General features: G+C 51.6%; 15 protein-coding genes. 5 read left to right on the forward strand and 10 right to left on the reverse strand.

What is annotated here, in order from left to right:
* Window positions 1-30: 30 nt before the first annotated feature.
* Entirely contained in the window at window positions 31-903 is an 873-nt protein-coding gene (locus ACO0LG_RS05690) for a DMT family transporter (protein WP_423024172.1), read from the reverse strand.
* A 199-nt stretch (window positions 904-1,102) separates the two neighbouring features.
* On the opposite strand from ACO0LG_RS05690, the gene ACO0LG_RS05695 reads away from it, so the two are divergent.
* Complete coding sequence (locus tag ACO0LG_RS05695) at window positions 1,103-1,675, forward strand: hypothetical protein (protein ID WP_423024174.1); 573 nt, start codon at window positions 1,103-1,105, stop codon at window positions 1,673-1,675.
* Window positions 1,676-1,684: 9 nt separating this feature from the next.
* Here ACO0LG_RS05695 and ACO0LG_RS05700 read toward each other — a convergent pair whose 3' ends face one another.
* From ACO0LG_RS05700 to ACO0LG_RS05730, 7 genes are all read right to left on the reverse strand, one after another.
* Window positions 1,685-2,494 (reverse strand): TatD family hydrolase, encoded by an 810-nt coding sequence (locus ACO0LG_RS05700; protein WP_423024176.1) that lies wholly within the window; start codon window positions 2,492-2,494, stop codon window positions 1,685-1,687.
* A gap of 352 nt (window positions 2,495-2,846) precedes the next feature.
* Complete coding sequence (locus tag ACO0LG_RS05705) at window positions 2,847-3,602, reverse strand: LytR/AlgR family response regulator transcription factor (protein WP_423024178.1); 756 nt, start codon at window positions 3,600-3,602, stop codon at window positions 2,847-2,849.
* A 22-nt stretch (window positions 3,603-3,624) separates the two neighbouring features.
* Window positions 3,625-4,965 carry a sensor histidine kinase gene (locus ACO0LG_RS05710; RefSeq protein ID WP_423024180.1) on the reverse strand — a complete coding sequence of 447 codons (1,341 nt, stop codon included), beginning with the start codon at window positions 4,963-4,965 and terminating at the stop codon, window positions 3,625-3,627.
* Between the two features lie 108 nt (window positions 4,966-5,073).
* Window positions 5,074-5,505, reverse strand: a complete 432-nt coding sequence (locus ACO0LG_RS05715) for an ANTAR domain-containing response regulator (protein WP_423024182.1) — start codon at window positions 5,503-5,505, stop codon at window positions 5,074-5,076.
* Between the two features lie 112 nt (window positions 5,506-5,617).
* Window positions 5,618-8,080: a prolyl oligopeptidase family serine peptidase gene (locus ACO0LG_RS05720; protein WP_423024184.1), complete on the reverse strand. Its 2,463-nt coding sequence runs from the start codon at window positions 8,078-8,080 to the stop codon at window positions 5,618-5,620.
* A 146-nt stretch (window positions 8,081-8,226) separates the two neighbouring features.
* Window positions 8,227-9,627, reverse strand: coding sequence for a M16 family metallopeptidase (locus ACO0LG_RS05725; protein ID WP_423024186.1), 1,401 nt, complete (start codon window positions 9,625-9,627; stop codon window positions 8,227-8,229).
* Window positions 9,628-9,649: 22 nt separating this feature from the next.
* Window positions 9,650-10,972: a M16 family metallopeptidase gene (locus ACO0LG_RS05730; RefSeq protein ID WP_423024188.1), complete on the reverse strand. Its 1,323-nt coding sequence runs from the start codon at window positions 10,970-10,972 to the stop codon at window positions 9,650-9,652.
* 273 nt (window positions 10,973-11,245) lie between these two features.
* Between ACO0LG_RS05730 and ACO0LG_RS05735 the strand changes: the two genes are divergently transcribed.
* Window positions 11,246-13,204: a methyl-accepting chemotaxis protein gene (locus tag ACO0LG_RS05735; RefSeq protein ID WP_423024190.1), complete on the forward strand. Its 1,959-nt coding sequence runs from the start codon at window positions 11,246-11,248 to the stop codon at window positions 13,202-13,204.
* A 95-nt stretch (window positions 13,205-13,299) separates the two neighbouring features.
* On the opposite strand, the gene ACO0LG_RS05740 is transcribed toward ACO0LG_RS05735, so the two are convergent.
* Window positions 13,300-13,698: a glutaredoxin family protein gene (locus ACO0LG_RS05740; RefSeq protein WP_423024192.1), complete on the reverse strand. Its 399-nt coding sequence runs from the start codon at window positions 13,696-13,698 to the stop codon at window positions 13,300-13,302.
* An 800-nt stretch (window positions 13,699-14,498) separates the two neighbouring features.
* On the opposite strand from ACO0LG_RS05740, the gene ACO0LG_RS05745 reads away from it, so the two are divergent.
* Window positions 14,499-16,028 carry a peptide MFS transporter gene (locus ACO0LG_RS05745; RefSeq protein WP_423024195.1) on the forward strand — a complete coding sequence of 510 codons (1,530 nt, stop codon included), beginning with the start codon at window positions 14,499-14,501 and terminating at the stop codon, window positions 16,026-16,028.
* 70 nt (window positions 16,029-16,098) lie between these two features.
* On the opposite strand, the gene ACO0LG_RS05750 is transcribed toward ACO0LG_RS05745, so the two are convergent.
* The gene (locus ACO0LG_RS05750; protein WP_423024197.1) at window positions 16,099-17,520 is read right to left on the reverse strand and encodes an RtcB family protein; all 1,422 of its coding nucleotides are present in this window, start codon (window positions 17,518-17,520) and stop codon (window positions 16,099-16,101) included.
* A gap of 311 nt (window positions 17,521-17,831) precedes the next feature.
* Here ACO0LG_RS05750 and ACO0LG_RS05755 point away from each other — a divergent pair, with 311 nt between their 5' ends.
* Both ACO0LG_RS05755 and ACO0LG_RS05760 read left to right on the forward strand, forming a co-directional pair.
* The gene (locus ACO0LG_RS05755) at window positions 17,832-19,334 is read left to right on the forward strand and encodes a DUF4331 domain-containing protein (protein ID WP_423024199.1); all 1,503 of its coding nucleotides are present in this window, start codon (window positions 17,832-17,834) and stop codon (window positions 19,332-19,334) included.
* 40 nt (window positions 19,335-19,374) lie between these two features.
* Window positions 19,375-19,638 (forward strand): hypothetical protein, encoded by a 264-nt coding sequence (locus tag ACO0LG_RS05760; RefSeq protein WP_423024201.1) that lies wholly within the window; start codon window positions 19,375-19,377, stop codon window positions 19,636-19,638.
* The last annotated feature ends 76 nt before the right edge of the window (window positions 19,639-19,714 follow it).

The following is a 19,714-nucleotide window of genomic DNA, read 5'->3' on the forward strand; positions in this document are numbered from 1 at the left end:
AGAGTCAGCGGCATTTTTTAAGGTCAATCTTTAAGCTGGTTTTTGAGTTGGCTGGAACACCACCAGCCAGGTCGCCACTACCACACCTGCGCAGCCTATGACGGTATTCATGGTGATATGTTCATTGAGGAACAGATAGCCCCACAGCAAGGCAAACAGCGGGATAAGAAAAGTCACCGTCAAAGCCTTGGTTGGCCCCAGGTCTGCCATCAGGCGGAAGTAAATCAGGTAAGCCACCGCACTGCATAACAAAGCAAGTGCCACGGCCACCATCGCAATAGTTGCGGTGATTTCACCCTGTACTGGTGCCAGCGGCAGGAAAGGCATCAATACCAATGCGGCACCTACTTGTGATCCTGTTGCCATTTGCATGGGGGTGATGCCTGTGAGTTTTTTCTTGGTATAAATACCGACTATCGCATAACACAAGGTTGCACCCACGCAGGCCAGCACTGCGAGCACCAGCTTGCTGTTGAATTCCACCGGTCCCAGACGCACCAGGAAGGCAACACCAAGCACGCCTATCGCCATGCCCGCCATCTTGCGCAAGGTCAGCCGCTCACCAAGGAATGCCGCACCCATCACTGCACCCCAGAGTGGACTGGTCGCATTCACGATAGCCGAGTAACCGGCGGGTATGCTCAGTGCTGCATAGGAATACAGGGCAAACGGCAGGGCTGAATTAATCGTGCCCAGAATTAAGAAGGATTTCCAATTTGTACGGAAGTTCATCGCCCGATTAGTCACATACATCATGGTCAACAAAGCGATGCCTGCCAACCCCACCCTGACCTCAGCACTCCACAATACCCCAACCACGGGTGCGAGTACCCGCATGAACAGGAAGGATGCACCCCATATCGCTGCCAGGGAAATCAAACGTAATAAATCAGCACCGCGCATATGCACTCCAATCAAAATCAGGGGTGCAGCTTAACAAACTACGAGAAAAGCTGCTGGCAGCTTTCGGACATGGCAAATTACCGCTGCGGGTTTGACACTGTTTTGGTAACGCGCATACCTGATACATTCCGGTACTAACGCAAATTTTGCACATGATAAACTTTGAAAACCTCTCTACAGGCTATATGGAAAGTTTTTCATGGCAACTGCAAACCCCACTTCCCTGATGATCGGTGCCGCTGTTGGTGCCTTCATCGTCTGGCGTGTCATTTCGCGCATACGGCGCATGGTGGGCAGGCAGAAATACTCTGGCGTACGTGCCATGATGACAGTAGGTATTTTCCCTGTCCTGATAGCGCTGGTGGCTTTGGGTGCCATGAAACATGAGGGTAATCTGCTATTCATGCTGGCAGGCTTGATCGTTGGCAGTGGCCTGGGCATGTATGGTTTGCGCCTGACCAAGTTTGATAACAGCCCTGCCGGGAAATTCTATACGCCTAATGCCCACCTGGGCATAGCACTGTCATTGTTGATGATAAGCCGCATCGCCTGGCGTATGGGCAGCATTTATTTCACTACGCAATCCTTCGCTGCGCCACCTGGTGATTTTTCCAGCAGCCCGCTGACTCTGTTCCTGTTTGGTATGCTAGCCGCTTATTACATCAGTTATGCAGTGGGCCTGTTACGCTGGTCGCGCGGCTTGCAAAAACCAGCGGCAGTGGCAACACCGATAGCTGCCGATGTCATTGAAAGCACTGATCAAACAGTATGAGCGCGGGTATTAGCCAGCCAAGGGCAAGCCAAAAAACTGCACAGTATTTTTTCGAATTTGCTGTGCCAGTGTCACGGGCGATATCCGCAAAATAGTAGCGACTGCTTCCAGCACAACTGGCAAGTGCATGGGCTCATTGCGGTTATCTTGCGGGCGTACTGGCAGATTGCGCGGCAATAAAAACGGCGCGTCTGTTTCTATCATGAGTTTGTCTTTGGGCAAAAATTTGACTGCCTTGCGCAAATCATCGCCACGTCTTTCATCACAGATCCAGCCGGTAATACCGATGTGGCAATCGAGGTCAAGATAGGCCCGCAATTCTTCAGCATTGGCAGTAAAGCAGTGCACCACTGCGCCTTTGAGTTGTGGCCGGTATTGCCTCAACAGGGCAAAGAAATCCTCATGCGCATCACGTTCATGCAGGAACACCGGTTTTTGCAAATGTACGGCCAATTGCAATTGCGCTTCAAAGCAGGCGCGTTGTTGTACTTCAGTCGAGAACATACGGTTATAGTCGAGACCGCATTCACCAACCGCCACCACAGTGTCACTGGCCGCAAGTTTTTCTATGGATTTTGCACACTGCGCATTCCAGTTCTTCGCTTCATGCGGATGCACGCCTGCGGTGCTGCTTAAATAGCCAGGATAAGTTTGTGTCAGCGCATGCGCATCATGGCTGGCACGCTCAGACGTGCCGGTGACAATAATGTGTTCAACACCTGCCTGCTTTGCGCGTGAAATTACGGCATCAAGGTCATTGTGAAAGCGATGGTTGCTGAGGTTCGCACCGATATCTATCAGTGTAGGTTTTTGTAACATGGTATACATTCCTGTTGTTTTTATTATTTGGACTACCGGCCGCACAAAGGTATCCTTGTGGGTATACAGAAGCAGAAACTGCAAAGGATAGTCTGGATAGATTCAAATCTTATTATTAAAAAATGACGCTGTTTTTTTAACGTCAGCATCATCTTAATGCGAGATGACAAAAAATATCAAGCCTTCGTTTTTTGATTGTAGTTTTTTATAAATCAGAAGGCTCTTACAAAGTGAAGCTGGCTAGGCGCCCCCGGCTAGGCGCCCCCGGCTAGGCGCGGCGCCACAGACAGTGCTTTAGTGCGGCAAGGCAACGCAACAACACCAGGTTCGCTTTTTAAGAGCCGCCCCGCACTTACATGGGTTTGAAGCGCCAGGCATATGCCTGACTCACCTTCAGTTTTTCTTGCAAGCCCCGCAGCTCAACTGTGTATTTACCCAATTCATCCCTGTGTGCACGGGTAATCGCATCTGCGCGGACGACGGTACCTCGATGCACTTGCCAAAAGATGTCTGGGTCCAGGCCATCCATGATTTCTTTCAATGGCTTGCGTACATGGGCTTCATCATCGGCGCAGACCACGCGTGTATATTTTTCGTCAGAACTGAAGAAGAGGATTTTTTCTACCGGGAACATCTTGATAGTATCGCCGACACTGGCGCTGATCCAGCGTATGCGTTCTGCGGTCGTATTTTTCAGGCGTTTGTCGAGTTCGGACATGAGCTGGCTGACGTCGGTCACTGGTTGTTTGCTGGCGATGCGCTCTTTCAATCTGGTGACGGCTTCCTGCAACCTGATTTCAGAGACAGGTTTGAGCAGATAATCAACGGCACCGGCGGCAAAGGCATCCAGTGCGTGGCTGTCGTAAGCAGTGGTGAAGACGGCATGGCAGCGCCCTTTTACGGCATGGGCCACATCGAGACCGGTCATGCCTGGCATGCGTATGTCCAGAAAAGCGATGTCTGGTTCTTCCTGGTGTATGGCTTCCAGCGCTTCGGCACCGTGCTCACATTCAGCCAGTATCTCCAGTTCTGGCCAGACTTTATTGAGCATGCGGCGTAATTCTCTACGCGGTAAATCTTCGTCATCGGCGATGATGGCTGTGGTCATGTCTTTACTTTCTTCATTTTTATCACGCTTCCAGAGGTAGCAATATGGTCGCGGCAACTCCGCCTTCTGCTCTTGCTTTCAATACCAGGCTGGCGCGTACTCCATACGTGGATTCCAGCCTTTCATGGATATTTGCCAAGCCTATGCCTGTGCCCGAACTGCTGCCTGCAAAGCCAACGCCATTGTCGGCAACGGTCAGTTCCAGCATGTCTTCGCCATCACGATTGATCTTCTTCGCGTGGACTGCAATATGCACTGCACCTATCTTGGGTTCCACGCCATGTTTGACGGCATTCTCTACCAGCGAAATCAGCATCAGTGGTGGCAATGCGGCATCTGTCACTTCACTATCAACGCTATAGCTCAGGCGCGGTATGCGTGCCTGCATCAAACCCAGGTAAGCGCTGGCAGCTTCCAGTTGTTGCTTGAGCCTGGCCTGGGCAGAGCTGCCATCGTTACGCATTTGCGGTATGGTGGCGCGCAGGTAATCAACCAGGTGATCAACAATGGCAGTGGCTCTTTCAGGTTCCGTGAGGATTGCAGAACGCACACCCGCCAGGGTATTGAACAGGAAATGCGGTTCTACCTGGGCGGCCAGTACTGACAAACGCAATTCAGCTTCTCGACGGGCTTCTTGTGCCAGGCTCAGTTCACGCTGGCGCATGACTTCCAGCAAGCGTTTTTTCTGGCGAAAGAAATACCAGAGATCAATCGCGCCTGCAATATAGATGACGAGGCCAAACCCCATCACGAAGGAAAATCCCTGTACCAGCATTTTCAAGGCAGGTGCCTGCTCAATCTTGCTGACGCTCTTTTCCTTGTCACTTTCTTCGACCGGGCGGACAGTCGCCCCGACAGTTGGTTTGGCAGTTGATGGTGATTGCACGCTGGTAGCAGTAATGCTGCCGCCTACCGCGAACTGCATTTCATCGTCACCATAAGCCAGGTATTTGGTGACATAAGTGGTGCCCAGAATGATGCCATAACTGATACCTGCACCAACCAGCAATGCCAAGGTCAGCGATATTGCTTCTTTCTTGCTGGCGTAAGCGTGGTTTCTTACCCATACTGCCATTGCAGGGCCGATCAGGTGCAGGGCCGTACCGCCTATGGTGAGGGGAACAAAAGCCACCGCCAGCTTGCGCAGATCTGTATCTGCCACCAGCCCAGTTGCGATGACCAGCAAATCGACGATGATGAACATACCTATCCATGCCTGCGCCCGGTAACGGAACCAGGTACGTGAAAACACGGGGTAGTTACGGGCACGGGTCAGCCAGGTTTCACTTCTTGCGGTGACTTCGGATGGCAGTAACTGTTCTGAAGTATGCATGCTTGTGCGTAGAGGATTAGTGGCTGACATGGCGATTCCTTATTTAGTTGTGGCTAGTCTAAGGAAAATCGTAAAAAGAAAGGAAGAATGTGATAAAACTGTCTGCTAGTCGATGAAACGCGATTTTGCAGCGATGAATTATTCCGCCGCAGTTTCGCCACCAGCTTCTGGGGTCGCTTCAGCCGTACCTGCTCTTTGCTGTTTGGCAATGCGTATGATGGTATTGCGTATGGAAGTCAGCACGGCGACAGAATTGAAAGGCTTGACGATGAAGCCATGGACACCGCGCTCCTGGGCTGTCTGCAATACGGTCGCATCGATTTTTGATGACACCAGGAATAACAATGCCTTGGGCAAGTCTGCCCTGATCTTGTCGAGCAAGGCCAGGCCTTCTTCATCGGTTTCGCCTATGTCAACACAGACGATCTGGGGCTTGAGCTTGATCACGCGAGCCAGGCTGGCTGGCGTCAGATTGGCATCCCCCACCACATCGTGCCCCCCATTCAGCAGAACGGAAGACAACAAATTGCGGGCAACAGCATTCGCATCCAGGATGACGGCTTTTAGCATGGCTAGATGTAGAAAAAGATTCAATTTGCATATTAATGCAAAACTTTAAGTTCATGTAAAAAAGCGGCATATCTGTCGCATCTGCCGCTTTTCACATTATTTTTTTGCCGTCTTACTCTCTCGTGCTATCGGGCTTGGCATTCTTTACATACATCTCCAACCAGCGGTCTTGCTCCCACAGCATGTGCAGGATGGATTCGCGGGCGCGGTAGCTATGGCTTTCATTCGGCAACATGGACAGTCTGGTGGCCCCACCGAGGCCTTGTATGGCCTGGTACATGCGTTCGCTCTGCATGGGGAAAGTGCCGGAATTATTGTCTTGCTCACCATGGATGAACAGGATGGGATCCTTGAACTGGTTGGCAAAATTGAAGGGCGACATTTCCTGGTAGACCTTATTGGCTTTCCAGTAATTCCGGTCTTCAGACTGGAAGCCAAAAGGCGTCAGGCTGCGGTTATAGGCACCGGAACGGGCGATCCCGGCGCGGAAGAGACGGGTATGCGCCAGCAAGTTCGCAGTCATGAAAGCACCATAACTGTGGCCACCGATGGCGATACGGTTACGGTCTGCGACACCGAGGCGCACGACTTCATCGACGGCTGCTTCGGCATCCATCTTCAGTTGTTCGAGATAGGTGTCGTTTGGTTCTTTCTTGCCTTCGCCGATGATGGGCATGGTAGGGCCATCCAGCACGACATAGCCACGGGCCAGCATGGGCAGGGGGCCGTTATAAGAAATACGGTTGAACTTGTATTGCGAACCTATGACCTGCCCTGCGGCTTCCGCAGATTTGAATTCACGCGGGTACGCCCACATCAGCAAGGGACGCGGGCCATCACGCTTGGGGTCATAGCCGGGTGGCAGGTACAGGGTAGCGGTCAAGTCAACACCATCTTCACGTTCATACCGGATTTGTTGTTTCTTGATGCCCTTGAACTGCGGCATGGGGTGCGGGAATTGCGTCAGGGCGCGCGGTGCCGCACTGGCCTGCAAATCATAGAAATAGAAGTTGGGTCTTTCTTCGACTGACTCACGGCTGGTGATAAAGCTGTTGCCCTTGTCATTGAGCAGCGCCTGTATTTCTTCATAGTATGGCGCTTGTGAGCGCCACAGGCGGGTGATCTGTTTATTGGTCAGGTCGAATTTATCAAGAAAGGGGCGGTCACCCTCGGCACTGGCACCGGTGCCGGTAAAGAAGATGGCCTTGCCATCTGGGCTGATGCGCAAGACCAGGCGGCCCTGGGCGTTCTGGGTCATGACCGGAGTGCCGGGGTTGCTGTATTGGTCTTCTGACTTGCGGGCAAACATGAGTTCTGGCTTGCTGTCTGGCACACCAGGCTGTATGCGCCAGGTACGGGTATCACGGGTTTTTAGCCAGTTCTCGGTGACCACAGCAAGGTAATCATTACCCCACTGCACATTGCCAAAACGCCAGCCCAGGTCCATGATTTTTTGCGCAGGAGTATCAAACGGAGCGGCCTGCTGGAACAGCGCATCATGGATTTTGCTATTCACTTCAGGGTCGCCACCAGCCTGTGCTTCCAGCCAGTACAGAGTGGCTGGTTTGTCGGAGCGCCAGCCAAAGTCACGCGGGCCGGCTTGTACTGCATCATTGCCCGTAGGGATGCGTTCACGCAGCGGGCGCTCAGCCACGGTCTTGACCTTCTTGCCCTGGATATCCCAGAGTTCTATCAACTGGCCAAAGCGGTCGACTGGCAACATGGTGGAATACGGGCGGCGCAATTGTGTCGTCAGGATCAGCTTGCCATCTGGTGAAGCGAGGGATCTGATCAGGGTCATGGGGCGGGTGATGCGGCGCACCTCGCCGTTCAGGTTGACGATACCGAGCTGGGTCTGCAAATACCAGTCCAGGGTATCGCTATCCCGCGCTGTCCTCAGCATGTCGGGATAAATGCGGTTTTGCAGCGCCTTGCCACCCTTGGTCTCTTGCATATTGGGGCCTGCCGGTACCGCAGGCAATGGTGGCAATTCCTTTTGATGCTGGGGCGTCAGCCTGACCAGTATTTTCTCTGAGCCTTCTATCCAGGAAAAACCGGGACCGGTTACGGCATTGAGTTTATCGGCCATCAGGCGACGGGCCGTGCCTTTTTTGATATCCAGCAACCATAGTTCGACGCCACCTTCTACCCACAGGCTGAAGGCCAACCATTGTTCATCGGGTGACCAGGCGGTCTCTGCGATCTTGAGTCTGGCTGGCAAACCTTTGACTTCACGCGCTTTGCCAGTGGCGACATCCAGCAAACTCATGCCATTGCCAAAATCAAAATGGCTGGCAGCGCGGGTGCGTGGATTGATGCGCAAACCCGCGAGGCGCAATTCTGGCTGGGAGACATCGGCAATACCGGGCAGGCCAGGCAGGGTCAGCAGCAATGCTGTCTTGCGTTGTGGCCCCAGGCGGAACAGCGGGCCTCTGGGGGCATCGACGACAGCCTGTAATTCTGCCGGTGGCAACTGGTAGCCGGATTCTGCTACATTGCCAGCCTGGATCTGGTAACTTGCCGACGCTGACAGAGCGAGTGCAGCGACGAAGAACAAAGGTTTGATACGTATCATTAACAGAGCATCCTGATGTACAGCTTGACAATAATTTCAGGGCTATTTTGATAATTTTTTATACCCTATAAAAGACTACCGCCCCATGTTGGGGCGGCGTTTTTTATTACATTGTAAGCGCAATACAGGCTGCTATGTGTAATCGCTTATTTTGCGCCGGGTGCAAATCCGTTGGCGGTAATATCCAGCTCAGTGACTTCACCATAATTGGCAGCAATGCCACGTATGCTTTCTGCCTTGCCTATCAAGACCATTTGCAGTTTATCGCGTGGGAAATGCTTATCCACCAGTTGTTTGGCTTTCTCCACATTAAGGCCATCAACATCGCGCATGAAATGATCAATTTGCTCACGCCCTACTTTGGCAACAAACATGTCACCCAATAAACCTGCGAGTTGCTGGTTGGTTTCAAAACGTGGCGGGAATTGTCCTTTGACATAGGCCTTGGCCGATTCCAGTGTGGCAGCATCGATGCCCTTGTCCCACAGACGCTGATAAGTCTTGGCAGCCAATGCCAGCGCTGCTTCTGTCTTGGGCGTGGCAGTAAAACTGGAAACAGCAAAGCTGCCCGTTTCAGCAAGAGGGCTGAAACTGCTGTTGGCACCATAAGTCAGACCAGAGTTGACACGCAATTCATCATTGAGCCAGGAAGTAAAACGCCCGCCAAGTATGGTATTGATGACTTGCAGCGGTACATAGTCAGGATCATTGCGCGCAATGCCTTTGCCACCGAACAGGAAGGTGGTTTCGACCGCGTCTGACTTGTTGACCAGCCAGACGCGGGCCTTGTCTGCCTCTACCTTGCCGTTGGCGGCAGTTGCAGGTACGGCAGTAGTGGCTTTCCATGCACCGAACAAGCTGGCCAACTGGGCGCGCATGACGCTGGGCTTGAAATCACCGACGATTACCAGGGCGGCATTTTCTGGCCTGTAATAATTTGCATGGAATTTTTTGGCATCCTGAACCTGCAGCGCTGTCACGCTGTTGACCGTGCCGGTGACGGGATTGGCATAAGCGCCATTACCGAACAACATGCTGCGGTAGTAGGTTTGCACGACATTGCGTGGGCTTTCTTTGGCTTGCTTCAAACCATCAACGGTGCGTGAACGCAGCTTGCCAAATTCTTCTGCTTCAAATGTAGGGTGCAAGATGGCATCAGCAAAAATGGGCAAGAGTACATCTACATCGGCACTGGCAAAATCCGCATTCAGGGAAGTGGCCTCTGTTGAGGTGGCACTGCCTATGCGCCCACCACGGAAATCAAAAGTCTGGTCCAGGGTCTTTTTATCAAACTTGCTACTACCTAGTAATAAGGCATCACCGGTCAGGTTGGACAGTCCTGCATTGCCAGCATCGCTGACTGCACCAGCCTTGACAACGGCGCGCACGGCAATCAGGGGCACGTCATGGCGCTCCATCAAATACACGGTCAGGCCGTTAGGTAGCTTGGTGGTTTCAAAGGCAGGCAGGCGGAATTCTGCGGCCTGGCTACTTGCTGCCAGCAGACTCAGGCTGGCGAGGCTGAGACTGATTATCTTTTTATTCATTATTTTTATACGGCGCATCTTCTTATTCCTCCACAGCGGCAAGTACGCCGACTGTTCTTTGTGATTTTTTAAAGTATTTGGCAGCAACGCTCTGGATATCGGCGGGAGTCAGTTTGCGATAGGCATCAGGTGCATCGAACAGTTTCTTGTAATCGCCAAAGAACATTTCATATTCACCCAACTGGGCGGCTTTGCCATTGATGGTTTCCTGGGCGCGGTAGAAATTCAAGAGCTTCTGGTTTTTCACTTTTTGCAATTCATCTGCAGTGACACCATCCTTGACCAGCTTGTCTATCTCGGCCAGCAATGCGGCTTCGACTTTGGCAGCAGGCACCTTGTTGGCAGCAACCGCAAAGAAATTGAACAGACCGGGGTCAAAGTTCTTGCCATGATCGGCACCAACCTGGGTTGCCAGGCGCTGATCCACCAAAGCCTGATACATACGCGAAGTCTTGCCGTCAGTGAGTATGCTGGCAATGACGCTCAAGGCATAGTAATCAGGGTTGCTGGTCGCTGGCATCTTGTACGAGACCATGAGATTTGCTGCGGTGGCAGATTCCTTGCGCACGAATACACGGCGCTCGCCTTTTTGCTCTGGCTCTACCGTACGCACGACAGGTGGCAGGGCACGTTGCGGCACAGTCGCAAAATACTGCTCGGCCAGGCGTTTCACTTCTGTTGCCTTGACATCTCCAACGATGACAGCCACCGCATTATTTGGTGAATAATAGACATTGAAATAGCGCTGCAAGTCATCTTGTGTCCAGGCCTTGATGTCGGATTCATGGCCGATAGTCGGAATCGAATAAGGATGGGCGCGGAATGCAGCGGCATAGACTTCACCCCACAGGGCACGCAGATTCGAGTTCTCCAGGCCAGTGCTGCGCTCTGACAAGACCACGCCACGCTCGCTCTCTACCATTTTTGGGTCTATACTGAGATTGGCAATACGGTCGCTTTCCAAATCAAAAATGGTAGGCAGGGCAGTGGCCGGGAACCAGTCCTGGTACACCGTCAGGTCATTGCTGGTATAAGCATTATTCGCGCCGCCGTTGGCTTCCATGGTGCGGTCAAATTGCTTGGGGCCGAATTTTTTTGAGCCATTGAACATCATGTGTTCAAAGAAATGCGAGAGACCGGTGATACCTGGCACTTCATTGCGCGAACCGACTTTCCAGAAGGTGTACATATTCGCATTGGGTATCGTGCTGTTCTCCAGCACCAGGAATTTCATGCCATTTGGCAGCGTAAAGGTTTTCACCTGCTCAACTGTGACAGCCTGCGCCGCCCCCGCCAACATACCTAAATAAAGGCCGCCGACGGCAGCCATGGTTTTCCACTTCATTGCATTTTCTCCCTTGTATGCTGATTGATTGCGGGTGCTGATCCAGCAGCTAGGACAGAGAATGCCATCTCTAGTTCTGGTCAAAAATATGATGGATATATAAAGACAGATGAATCTATACCTTAACTTGTCTTCAAGGCAAGCAAAATCGTTGCAAATAATCACGCTTACACTCTGTAATTTATTCACTGCGGCAAGAATGCCTTAATCCGTCATATCATTCACAACATTGCAGACATTTCTGCGCCGAAAATACACGCAAGGCTAAGAATCATGACATTAACGACATCCCCGGCCCGCTTTGGTTTGCGGGCAAAAATGCTCTTCGCTGTGCTGGCCATGGTGCTGGCTGGTTTTGCCGTCACCATCAGCCTGCTGACGAAACAGGCTGGCAGCATGCAGCAGGAATCCGCTCAGCAATACGCGAAGCAACTGGCCATCAATAATGCAGGCAAGGTGGCAGAACGCATCAACCTGGCCCTGCATGCCGCACGCAGCCTGGCGTTTGAACTGGCGGCCATGCAAGCCAGTGGCAAGGCAGACCGCGCCAGTGCCGACCTGTTACTGAAAAGCGTACTGGAAGGTCATCCAGAATTTACTGGTGTAGGCACGATATGGGAAGCCAATGCCTTTGATGGCAAGGACAGCGAATACGCTGGCAAGGAAGGTCATGATGCCACTGGCCGCTACCTGCCTTACTGGAACCGTGGCAGCGGCAAGACCCAGGTCGAAGCATTGACTGATTATGAAAAAGAAGGCGCGGGAGACTATTACCTGCTGTCCAAAAAAAGTGGCAATGAAGTCTTGCTTGAGCCATATATGTACAAGATCGCTGGCAAGGATGTGTTCATGACTACGGTCACCGTCCCGGTCAAGGCCAAGGGCCAGGTGGTAGGCGCGGTCACAGTGGATTTGCCAGTCGCCAGCTTCCAGGAGGATGTCAGCAAAATCCACCCTTATGAAACTGGTTATGCTAGCCTGATTTCTAACAGCGGTATCTATATCGGCGATGTTGATGCAAAAAACGTAGGGCAGAACATCGGTGATAGTGCTGCTGCAAAAGCAGCCAAGGCAGCGATCAAGGCCGGCCAGACTTATAGTGATACGCTGGAACACAGTGAAATGCAGACCACGGTAAAACGTATTTACGTGCCTGTACAGATCGGTGCCACTACAACGCCATGGTCATTTGTCATCAGCGTGCCAGAAAACAAAATTTTGGCCGATGTGCAATACCTGCGCAATACCGCCATCCTGATCGGTATCTTCAGTGTGCTGGTGGTGTCAGCGATACTGAGCTTTGTTATTAACAAGCTGGTGATCGCGCCGCTCGGCGGCGAGCCGGATGTCGCCGTGAATATAGCCAGGAGTGTGGCAGAGGGTGACCTGACTACAGTGGTAGTACTCAAACCCGGTGACCGCAACAGCATGTTGTATGCCCTGCAAGGCATGCAGCAGCAATTGACTGGCATGGTCACGCATATACGTGACAGCAGCGAATTTGTCTCGAATGCGTCTGGCGAGATTGCCATGGGTAATATTGACCTGTCTGAAAGGACAGAGAACCAGGCTTCATCCCTCGCGCAAACTGCCAACAGTGTGGAAAGCCTGAACCAGACCGTCAAGCAAAATGCCGGCAATGCCGAGCAAGCGCGGCAACTCGCAGTCTCTGCCGCACAAACAGCACACCGCGGCAGCACCCAGGTGGACAAGGTGGTCAATACCATGGCAGACATCTCGGCAGAATCCAAGAAGATGTTTGACATCATTGCTGCCATAGAAGGCATCGCTTTCCAGACCAATATCCTGGCACTGAATGCTGCCGTCGAAGCAGCCAGGGCAGGGGAGCAAGGGCGAGGCTTTGCCGTGGTGGCTTCAGAAGTGCGCAACCTCGCACAGCGCAGCGCCGTGGCTTCGAAAGAAATCAAGTCATTGATAGAAACCTCGATCGCCAAAGTGGATGTGGGCTCGGAAGTGGTGGGCCATGCAGGTAAAACCATGACCGAGATACTGGCATCGGTAGAAGGTTTGTCAACCATACTCAATGAAATCTCCAGTGCGTCTGCCGAGCAAAGTCACGGCATTGCGCAGATCACCAATGAGATAGGCTTGATGGACCAGACTACTCAGCAGAATGCAGCACTGGTAGAAGAGTCTGCGGCAGCAGCTGCTTCGCTGAAAGAAGAAGCGCAGAAATTATGGCAGGCATTGCTGGTGTTCAAGGTCAGCTAAACGCTTCGCACGCGTTGCGGGAAATTCAAATGGACATCAAACCCCTGTTTGATGTCCATTTTTTTGCTTACAGCCAGCTTAAGTTTTGAATTGCATCACTTTGCAGCAGTCTGCGTCTTTTCCATGGCCTGCAAAGCCTCTGCAAATACTTCGGGCTGGTAACCCCGTATCATGCGCTTGCCGATGATGATGACGGGCACACCTTCGCCACCGAGCTCTGCATGCCTGGCTGCCGCAGCAGGGGATTTTTCTACATCCAGGTCCGTGAATGTCACTTTGTTTTTATCAAAATAGGCCCGCGTCTTTTTGCAGAAGCTGCAACTGGCAGTGCCGTACATGAGAACTTTGCTGTTGGTATTTTGAAAGTGGGCTGAATAATCCGCCTCTTGATACGCAGGTTTCAGCAACATGGGCAGGCGTGGCACTACATATCCGATGAGCAGGCCCATGGCGATGATTACTGCATAGGTCAATATCGTCTTCGCTACTTTCATGCTGCATCCCTCAACAACCAGTTAAAAAGATTTTTGCAAGAGATGGTGAACGGCTTGAAAAGCTGATCACCATCTCAGCAGTATCAGCGGGCGGCACTTATTGCCACCGCTTTTTATCGCAAATTAATCTGGATAACCAGCCAGGCAATCTGCCATGCATTCATTGTATTCAGCAGAGCCACGCGGGGCTTGCTGTATGCATTCTTTATTGCAGAAATAGAACGGAGGAGGGTAAGCAAACGCAGCGCTGCAGCCAATTGCCAATGCAAGTGCAATTAATTTTTTCGTTGTTGATTTGAACATCGAATTCTCCTGATTTATTGAGTGATGGGGAAACAGAACAACCCCGTAACATTCGCCCCCAGATCAAATGCCGGTTTTTTAAACCTGAACAAATCCCGTCTGCCAGCAACTTCACAGATTTTGTCTTCCGTAGCTGGCTCATGCTTTTTTGTAAATTACTAATTCGACAAAATAATATCATCAAATATATTTGGATTAACAGTATTTAACTATTGCACCTGCACAGAAAATTTGCTTTTTTATTACTTATTTTGTTAAAAAAGCGCCTGCTTCATAGGTGAAATATCTGCAACTGCACTAAAGTGCCTGTTAAGCACTCACGGGAAATAGACACAGCAGCTTTTGCTGCAATGCAGCATATGTCTTTTTATATGAGGTTTTTGTCGTGGTAAGCTACGCGCCGAATTGACTCAATTCACATCATTTTCAAGGTACGCATTGAAAAAAATTTTGCGGCCAGCTGCGACTTTTATACAAAATAATTATTGGAGAGCACTTTGAACCAAATTCAAACGCCAGGTGCGCACACTATTCTGGGACACCCGGATAGCTTGTTCGTCCTGTTCTTTACAGAGATGTGGGAACGGTTTTCTTATTACGGCATGCGCGCCTTGATCGTACTGTTCCTGACCAGCAAGCTGGTTGATGGCGGTTGGGGATGGAGTGACGAAGAAGCTCTTTCCTTATATGGCTGGTATACGGGCCTGGTATATCTAACCCCTATCCTGGGTGGCTATATTGCCGACAAGATACTGGGCAGCAGACGCTCTGTTGTACTTGGAGGTTTCATCATCGCAGCTGGTCATGCATGTTTGCTGTTTGATACTCCAACCACTTTCTACATAGGCCTGGGCCTGGTAGTTGCCGGTACAGGTTTGTTTAAACCAAATATCTCAGCCATCGTAGGCCAGTTGTACACCAAAGAAAATGAAGCTGGCCGTGACGGCGGCTATACCCTGTTCTACATGGGTGTCAACTCTGGCGCTTTCTTCGGTATTTTGCTGTGCGGTTATATTGGTGAAAAGATCTCATGGCCTATGGGCTTTGGCCTGGCCGGTGCTTTCATGTTATTGGGTGCAATACAATTTTATTTTGGCCAGGGCATTTTTGGTGAAATAGGTCTGGCCAAGTCACAGCAAAGCGACGAAGTGGTTGCTGCTGAAGAAGCAGAGCCACATATCGTAGCCGACCGTTTGCTGGCGATTTGTGTATTTTCTTTCTTTACCATCTTTTTCTGGTTCGCATTTGAACAGGCGGGTGGTTCCATGACAATTTTTGCGGATAAATTTACTGACCGTACCCTGGTCGGTACCAGTGGCATGGTGTTCAAGATCATCAATAGTCTGATGACTGTTATCCCCACCGTCATTCTGTCATGGCTGTTGATCAAATTATTCGCTGGCACGGCCAAACGCTACCTGCTGTCGAATGCGTTGCTGATCACCTGTATAGGCGCAATCTGGGTCCTGGTGATCTGGATGTTGCGACGTGAATTTTCGCTTGAGCAGTCTGATGTTCCCGCCAGTTGGTTTGGTGTATTGAATTCTTTCTTCCTGGTGATCCTGGCACCGATGTTTTCCAAGATGTGGGAAAAACACTGGAACCCTAGCGGCCCTATCAAGTTCGGCGTTGGACTGATCTTGCTGGGTCTGGGTTTTGCTGCGCTGTCCTACGGTGCTGCGAGCATCCCCGCAGGTGCAAAAACCGCAGGCGTCAGCATGATTTTCCTGATCGCTGCTTACTTTTTCCATACCATGGGCGAGCTGTGCATTTCCCCGGTTGGTCTGTCATACATCAGTAAACTGGCTCCACCGCGTTTGCTGGGTCTGATGTTTGGCGTCTGGTTTCTGAATACCGCCATTGCCAATACACTGGCTGGTTACAGTGGTAGTTACATCGGAGCAATCTCGAAAGAATATTCATTGTCAGTGTTCTTCCTGATATTCACGATTATCCCTATCACGGCTGGTGGCGTCCTGATGTTGCTGGATAAATGGATGGCAAGAAAAATGCACGGCATTCACTAAGTTTTTTGCTGTATAAAAAATTCCCCGTTCAATTAGACATTGCGCGGGGATTTTTTATGGCAGATTACATTTATGCCTTGAATGTCACCCAGGGCTTGAGCCTGACTGCTGCCTTGATCAGGCCCGCTGTTTCTTGCGCTTCTATGACCGGGCCTATGGGTTTATAGGCTTGCGGCGCTTCTTCTACCTTGCGTTCTTCGCGCAGGGTCACACATTGCCAGCTGGCATCGGCATTGTCATGACGCAGGCGTCGCACATCCTGCCTGCGCACACGACGACCCGCACCATGGCTGCATGACCATAACCAGTCTGGATTGCCCAGTCCTTCTACCAGATAACTGGCATCACCCATGGAACCGGGGATCAGGGCCAGGTCACCATTCCTTGCCGGGGTAGCGCCCTTCCTGTGCATGTTCATGCCATGCTCACGCAAGATGACATTGTGCGGTACATCGACAACCAGGGAAGATTTAGCATCACCCAATACCGCTTGCAATTGCTGCCTGACCAGTTCTGCCAGCACCATGCGGTTGGCCCAGGCATAGCGGGCTGCCACCCCCATGGCTTGCAGGTATTCCTCCGCCAGGTCACCACTGAGTCCATACAAGGCAGTTTCAGGATGTTTGATACTGGCAGGCCATTCTGCCCTGGCCCTGTCCATCCAGCGCTGGCCTACGTAGAAACCAACGTCACGTGAGCCGCTATGTATCATGACGACGATATCGTCCTTGGCCAGGCCGGCGCGATAAGCGAGGTGGCGGTCAAAAACGGCATCGACGATCTGCAACTCGACAAAGTGATTACCACCGCCCGGCGTACCCAGGCTGGGGTCGCGCACGATGCCATCGCGATTGAACCAGGCTTGCGGCGCATAGCGGCTGGCTCCACCAAATTCCTGCAAACCTATGCAGGCAGCAAGCTCTTGTTGCAGACGGTCGCGGTCGGCTGTAGCCCAGATACCGCTGTCCGGCAAGCTGTCCAGAAAAGCCGATGGGCCCACATCACTGAGTGCGGCAAAGGCCTTGGCATGGGCAGGCACATCCCGGCCATTTTCCAGCAAGACGCGTTGCAACTGACGTATCAATGCAGGCTTGTGCTGATTGGCCTGGGACAAATTAAAACCCGTGGTCAACAAGCGCATGCCGCAATTGATGTCGGTGCCTATCGCCGCCGGAATCACAAAGCCAGCATCGGTGGCAACGATGGAACCTACCGGTGCAATACTCCCGGGATGAAAGTCAGGCGTGGCGCAAGCCTTGCAGACTGCTTGATGGCCATCGGCTGATTTGACGGCAGCAAACGCCATTAATTGCTTTACTGCTTTTTCTTCCAGCGGAAGAGTGTCAGGCAACAAGACCGTCGCCTGAGCATGGTCATGACGAAGCTGGAAGATGCCATTGGCATGTTCAACATGGATGCCCTGTCTTTGCAAAGCAGATTGCAAACGGGAAATGGACATACGGGGACGAGAAATACGGGATTCAGAAGTCATAGCTGCTACCAAAATTTGAAGTACAGGTGCGCCTCCGGCGATTCGGGGCATTTGTACCTCTAGCAGCAGCGCCAAGAGGAAGAGCATTAAGTATAGCGATGTTTACAAAATGTGCAAATTTTTTGCTGAAGTCTAATTTAGGTTGTCCAAATAAGTGTCTGGTCAAAAATCTTTCAAAAACAAATTGTGTAATTTCTTTAAAAAACTTGCATCCAAAATCAGAAGGCCAGCGTATCAAGAATACCCGTTGCATTTTTTGACAATAACGACGGTCATTTTTACTTCACTTATTTTAAATTAGGGAGTTGGTCATGAGACAAGTAACATCCAGGTTCAATCAAAAAATCCTGCTCGCCCTGGTCACCGCAGGCAGCCTCAGTGGCATCGCCTCGCTGCCAGCACAGGCTTCCAGCCACCGCGAAGCACCGTTTATTACCCGCCACCCCAAAGTCGATGCTGCTGACTTTTACATGTTCCGCAGCTATGAAGCCAACCGTGCAGCCTTTACTACCCTGATCGCCAATTATTCCCCACTGCAAGATGCCTACGGTGGCCCGAACTATTTCTCCATGGACCCGGATGCGCTGTACGAAATCCATATCGACAATGTCGGCGATGGCAAAGAACATCTGACTTTCCAGTTCCGCTTCACCAATACCAATAATGATGCGCAGTTTACTGTTGGCGGCAAGAAAGTTTCTATTCCTCTCGTCATTAATGGCGGTGCCATCGATGGCGTCAACCCGGCTGGTTTGAATGTGCGTGAAACCTATACTGTCACCATGGTGACAGGCGACCGCCGCACTGGCACACGCCAGGCCGTGACCAACGCAACTACCGGTTCCAGCACTTTTGACAAACCGGTTGACTATATCGGTAATAAGTCGATACCTGACTATGCCGGCTATGCAGCCAAGCATGTGTTTGCCGTCAATATTCCTGGTTGCACAACACCCGGTAAAGTTTTTGTCGGCCAGCGTAAAGACCCCTTCGTGGTCAACCTGGGTGAAACTTTTGACTTGATCAACATCAAGGCACCTGCCACCGCATTTGATCCGAATGCAGAAAAAGCCGGTCATGATGACCTGGCCATGAAGAACATCACAGCAATAGAAATGGAAGTACCGACCAGTTGCCTGACCAATGGCAAGGAAGCCGTCATTGGTGGCTGGACGACAGCCAGCTTGCGCCAGGGCCGTGCGATCAACCCGACACCAAGCAGCACAGGTGCGGCATCCAAAGAAGGCGGCGCATGGACACAGGTATCACGCCTGGGTATGCCACTGGTGAATGAAGTCGTGATTGGCCTCAAGGACAAGGATCAGTTCAACCACAGCAAACCTAGTGGCGATGCACAATTCATCAACTATGTGACCAACCCTACCCTGCCCGCACTGGTAGAGGTCTTGTTTGGCAGTGCTGGCGTCAAGGCACCGACCAACTTCCCGCGTAATGATCTGGTGGCAGCTTTCCTGACCGGTATCAAGGGCGTCAATCAACCAGCCGTAGTGACGCCATCTGAAATGCTGCGTCTGAATACGACAACGCCGGTCAGTGCAACGCAAAACCGCCTTGGTGTTATTGGTGGCGACAGCGCTGGTTTCCCTAACGGCCGCCGTCCTGGTGATGACGTGGTGGATATCGCCTTGCGTGTGGTCATGGGACGTTTGTGCATACTCAGCATAGGCTGTGTACCAACTGATGCACCGGCTGGCAGCATAGACTTTACTGATGGCGCTTATCTGGACAGCAGCTTCATCGACAATGCCTTCCCTTACCTGAAAACCCCTGTGGCTGGCGCACTGAAACGTTAAGCGTCTAGGTTCATTTTGCACACCATACTAAGGAGTAATCATGAAAGCTAGACATACTTATCTGATCGCCGGCGCATTGCTGACGCTCATGCTGGCAGGCTGTGGCGGCAGTTCCAGCCCCGCAACCAGTACCACCACTCCCGGTACTGGCACCGGAACGGGGACGACTACACCCACGGTCATCGATACCTTCACGCAATATGTGCTGAACCTGTTCGGTGCAGCAGATACGGCAGAACCGCAATCCATCGATGCAGCTGTAGTCACAGCGCCGGAAGCAACTGAACCTGTCAGTGTCAACTAGACAGATTATTGTAGCCAACTGAAGTTGCGGGCTCAGGACATGTTATTTTCTGCATGTCCTGAACCCGCCCATGAAT

The sequence above is a fragment of the Undibacterium sp. Ji42W genome (assembly GCF_049340405.1).
GTDB lineage: Bacteria > Pseudomonadota > Gammaproteobacteria > Burkholderiales > Burkholderiaceae_D > Undibacterium.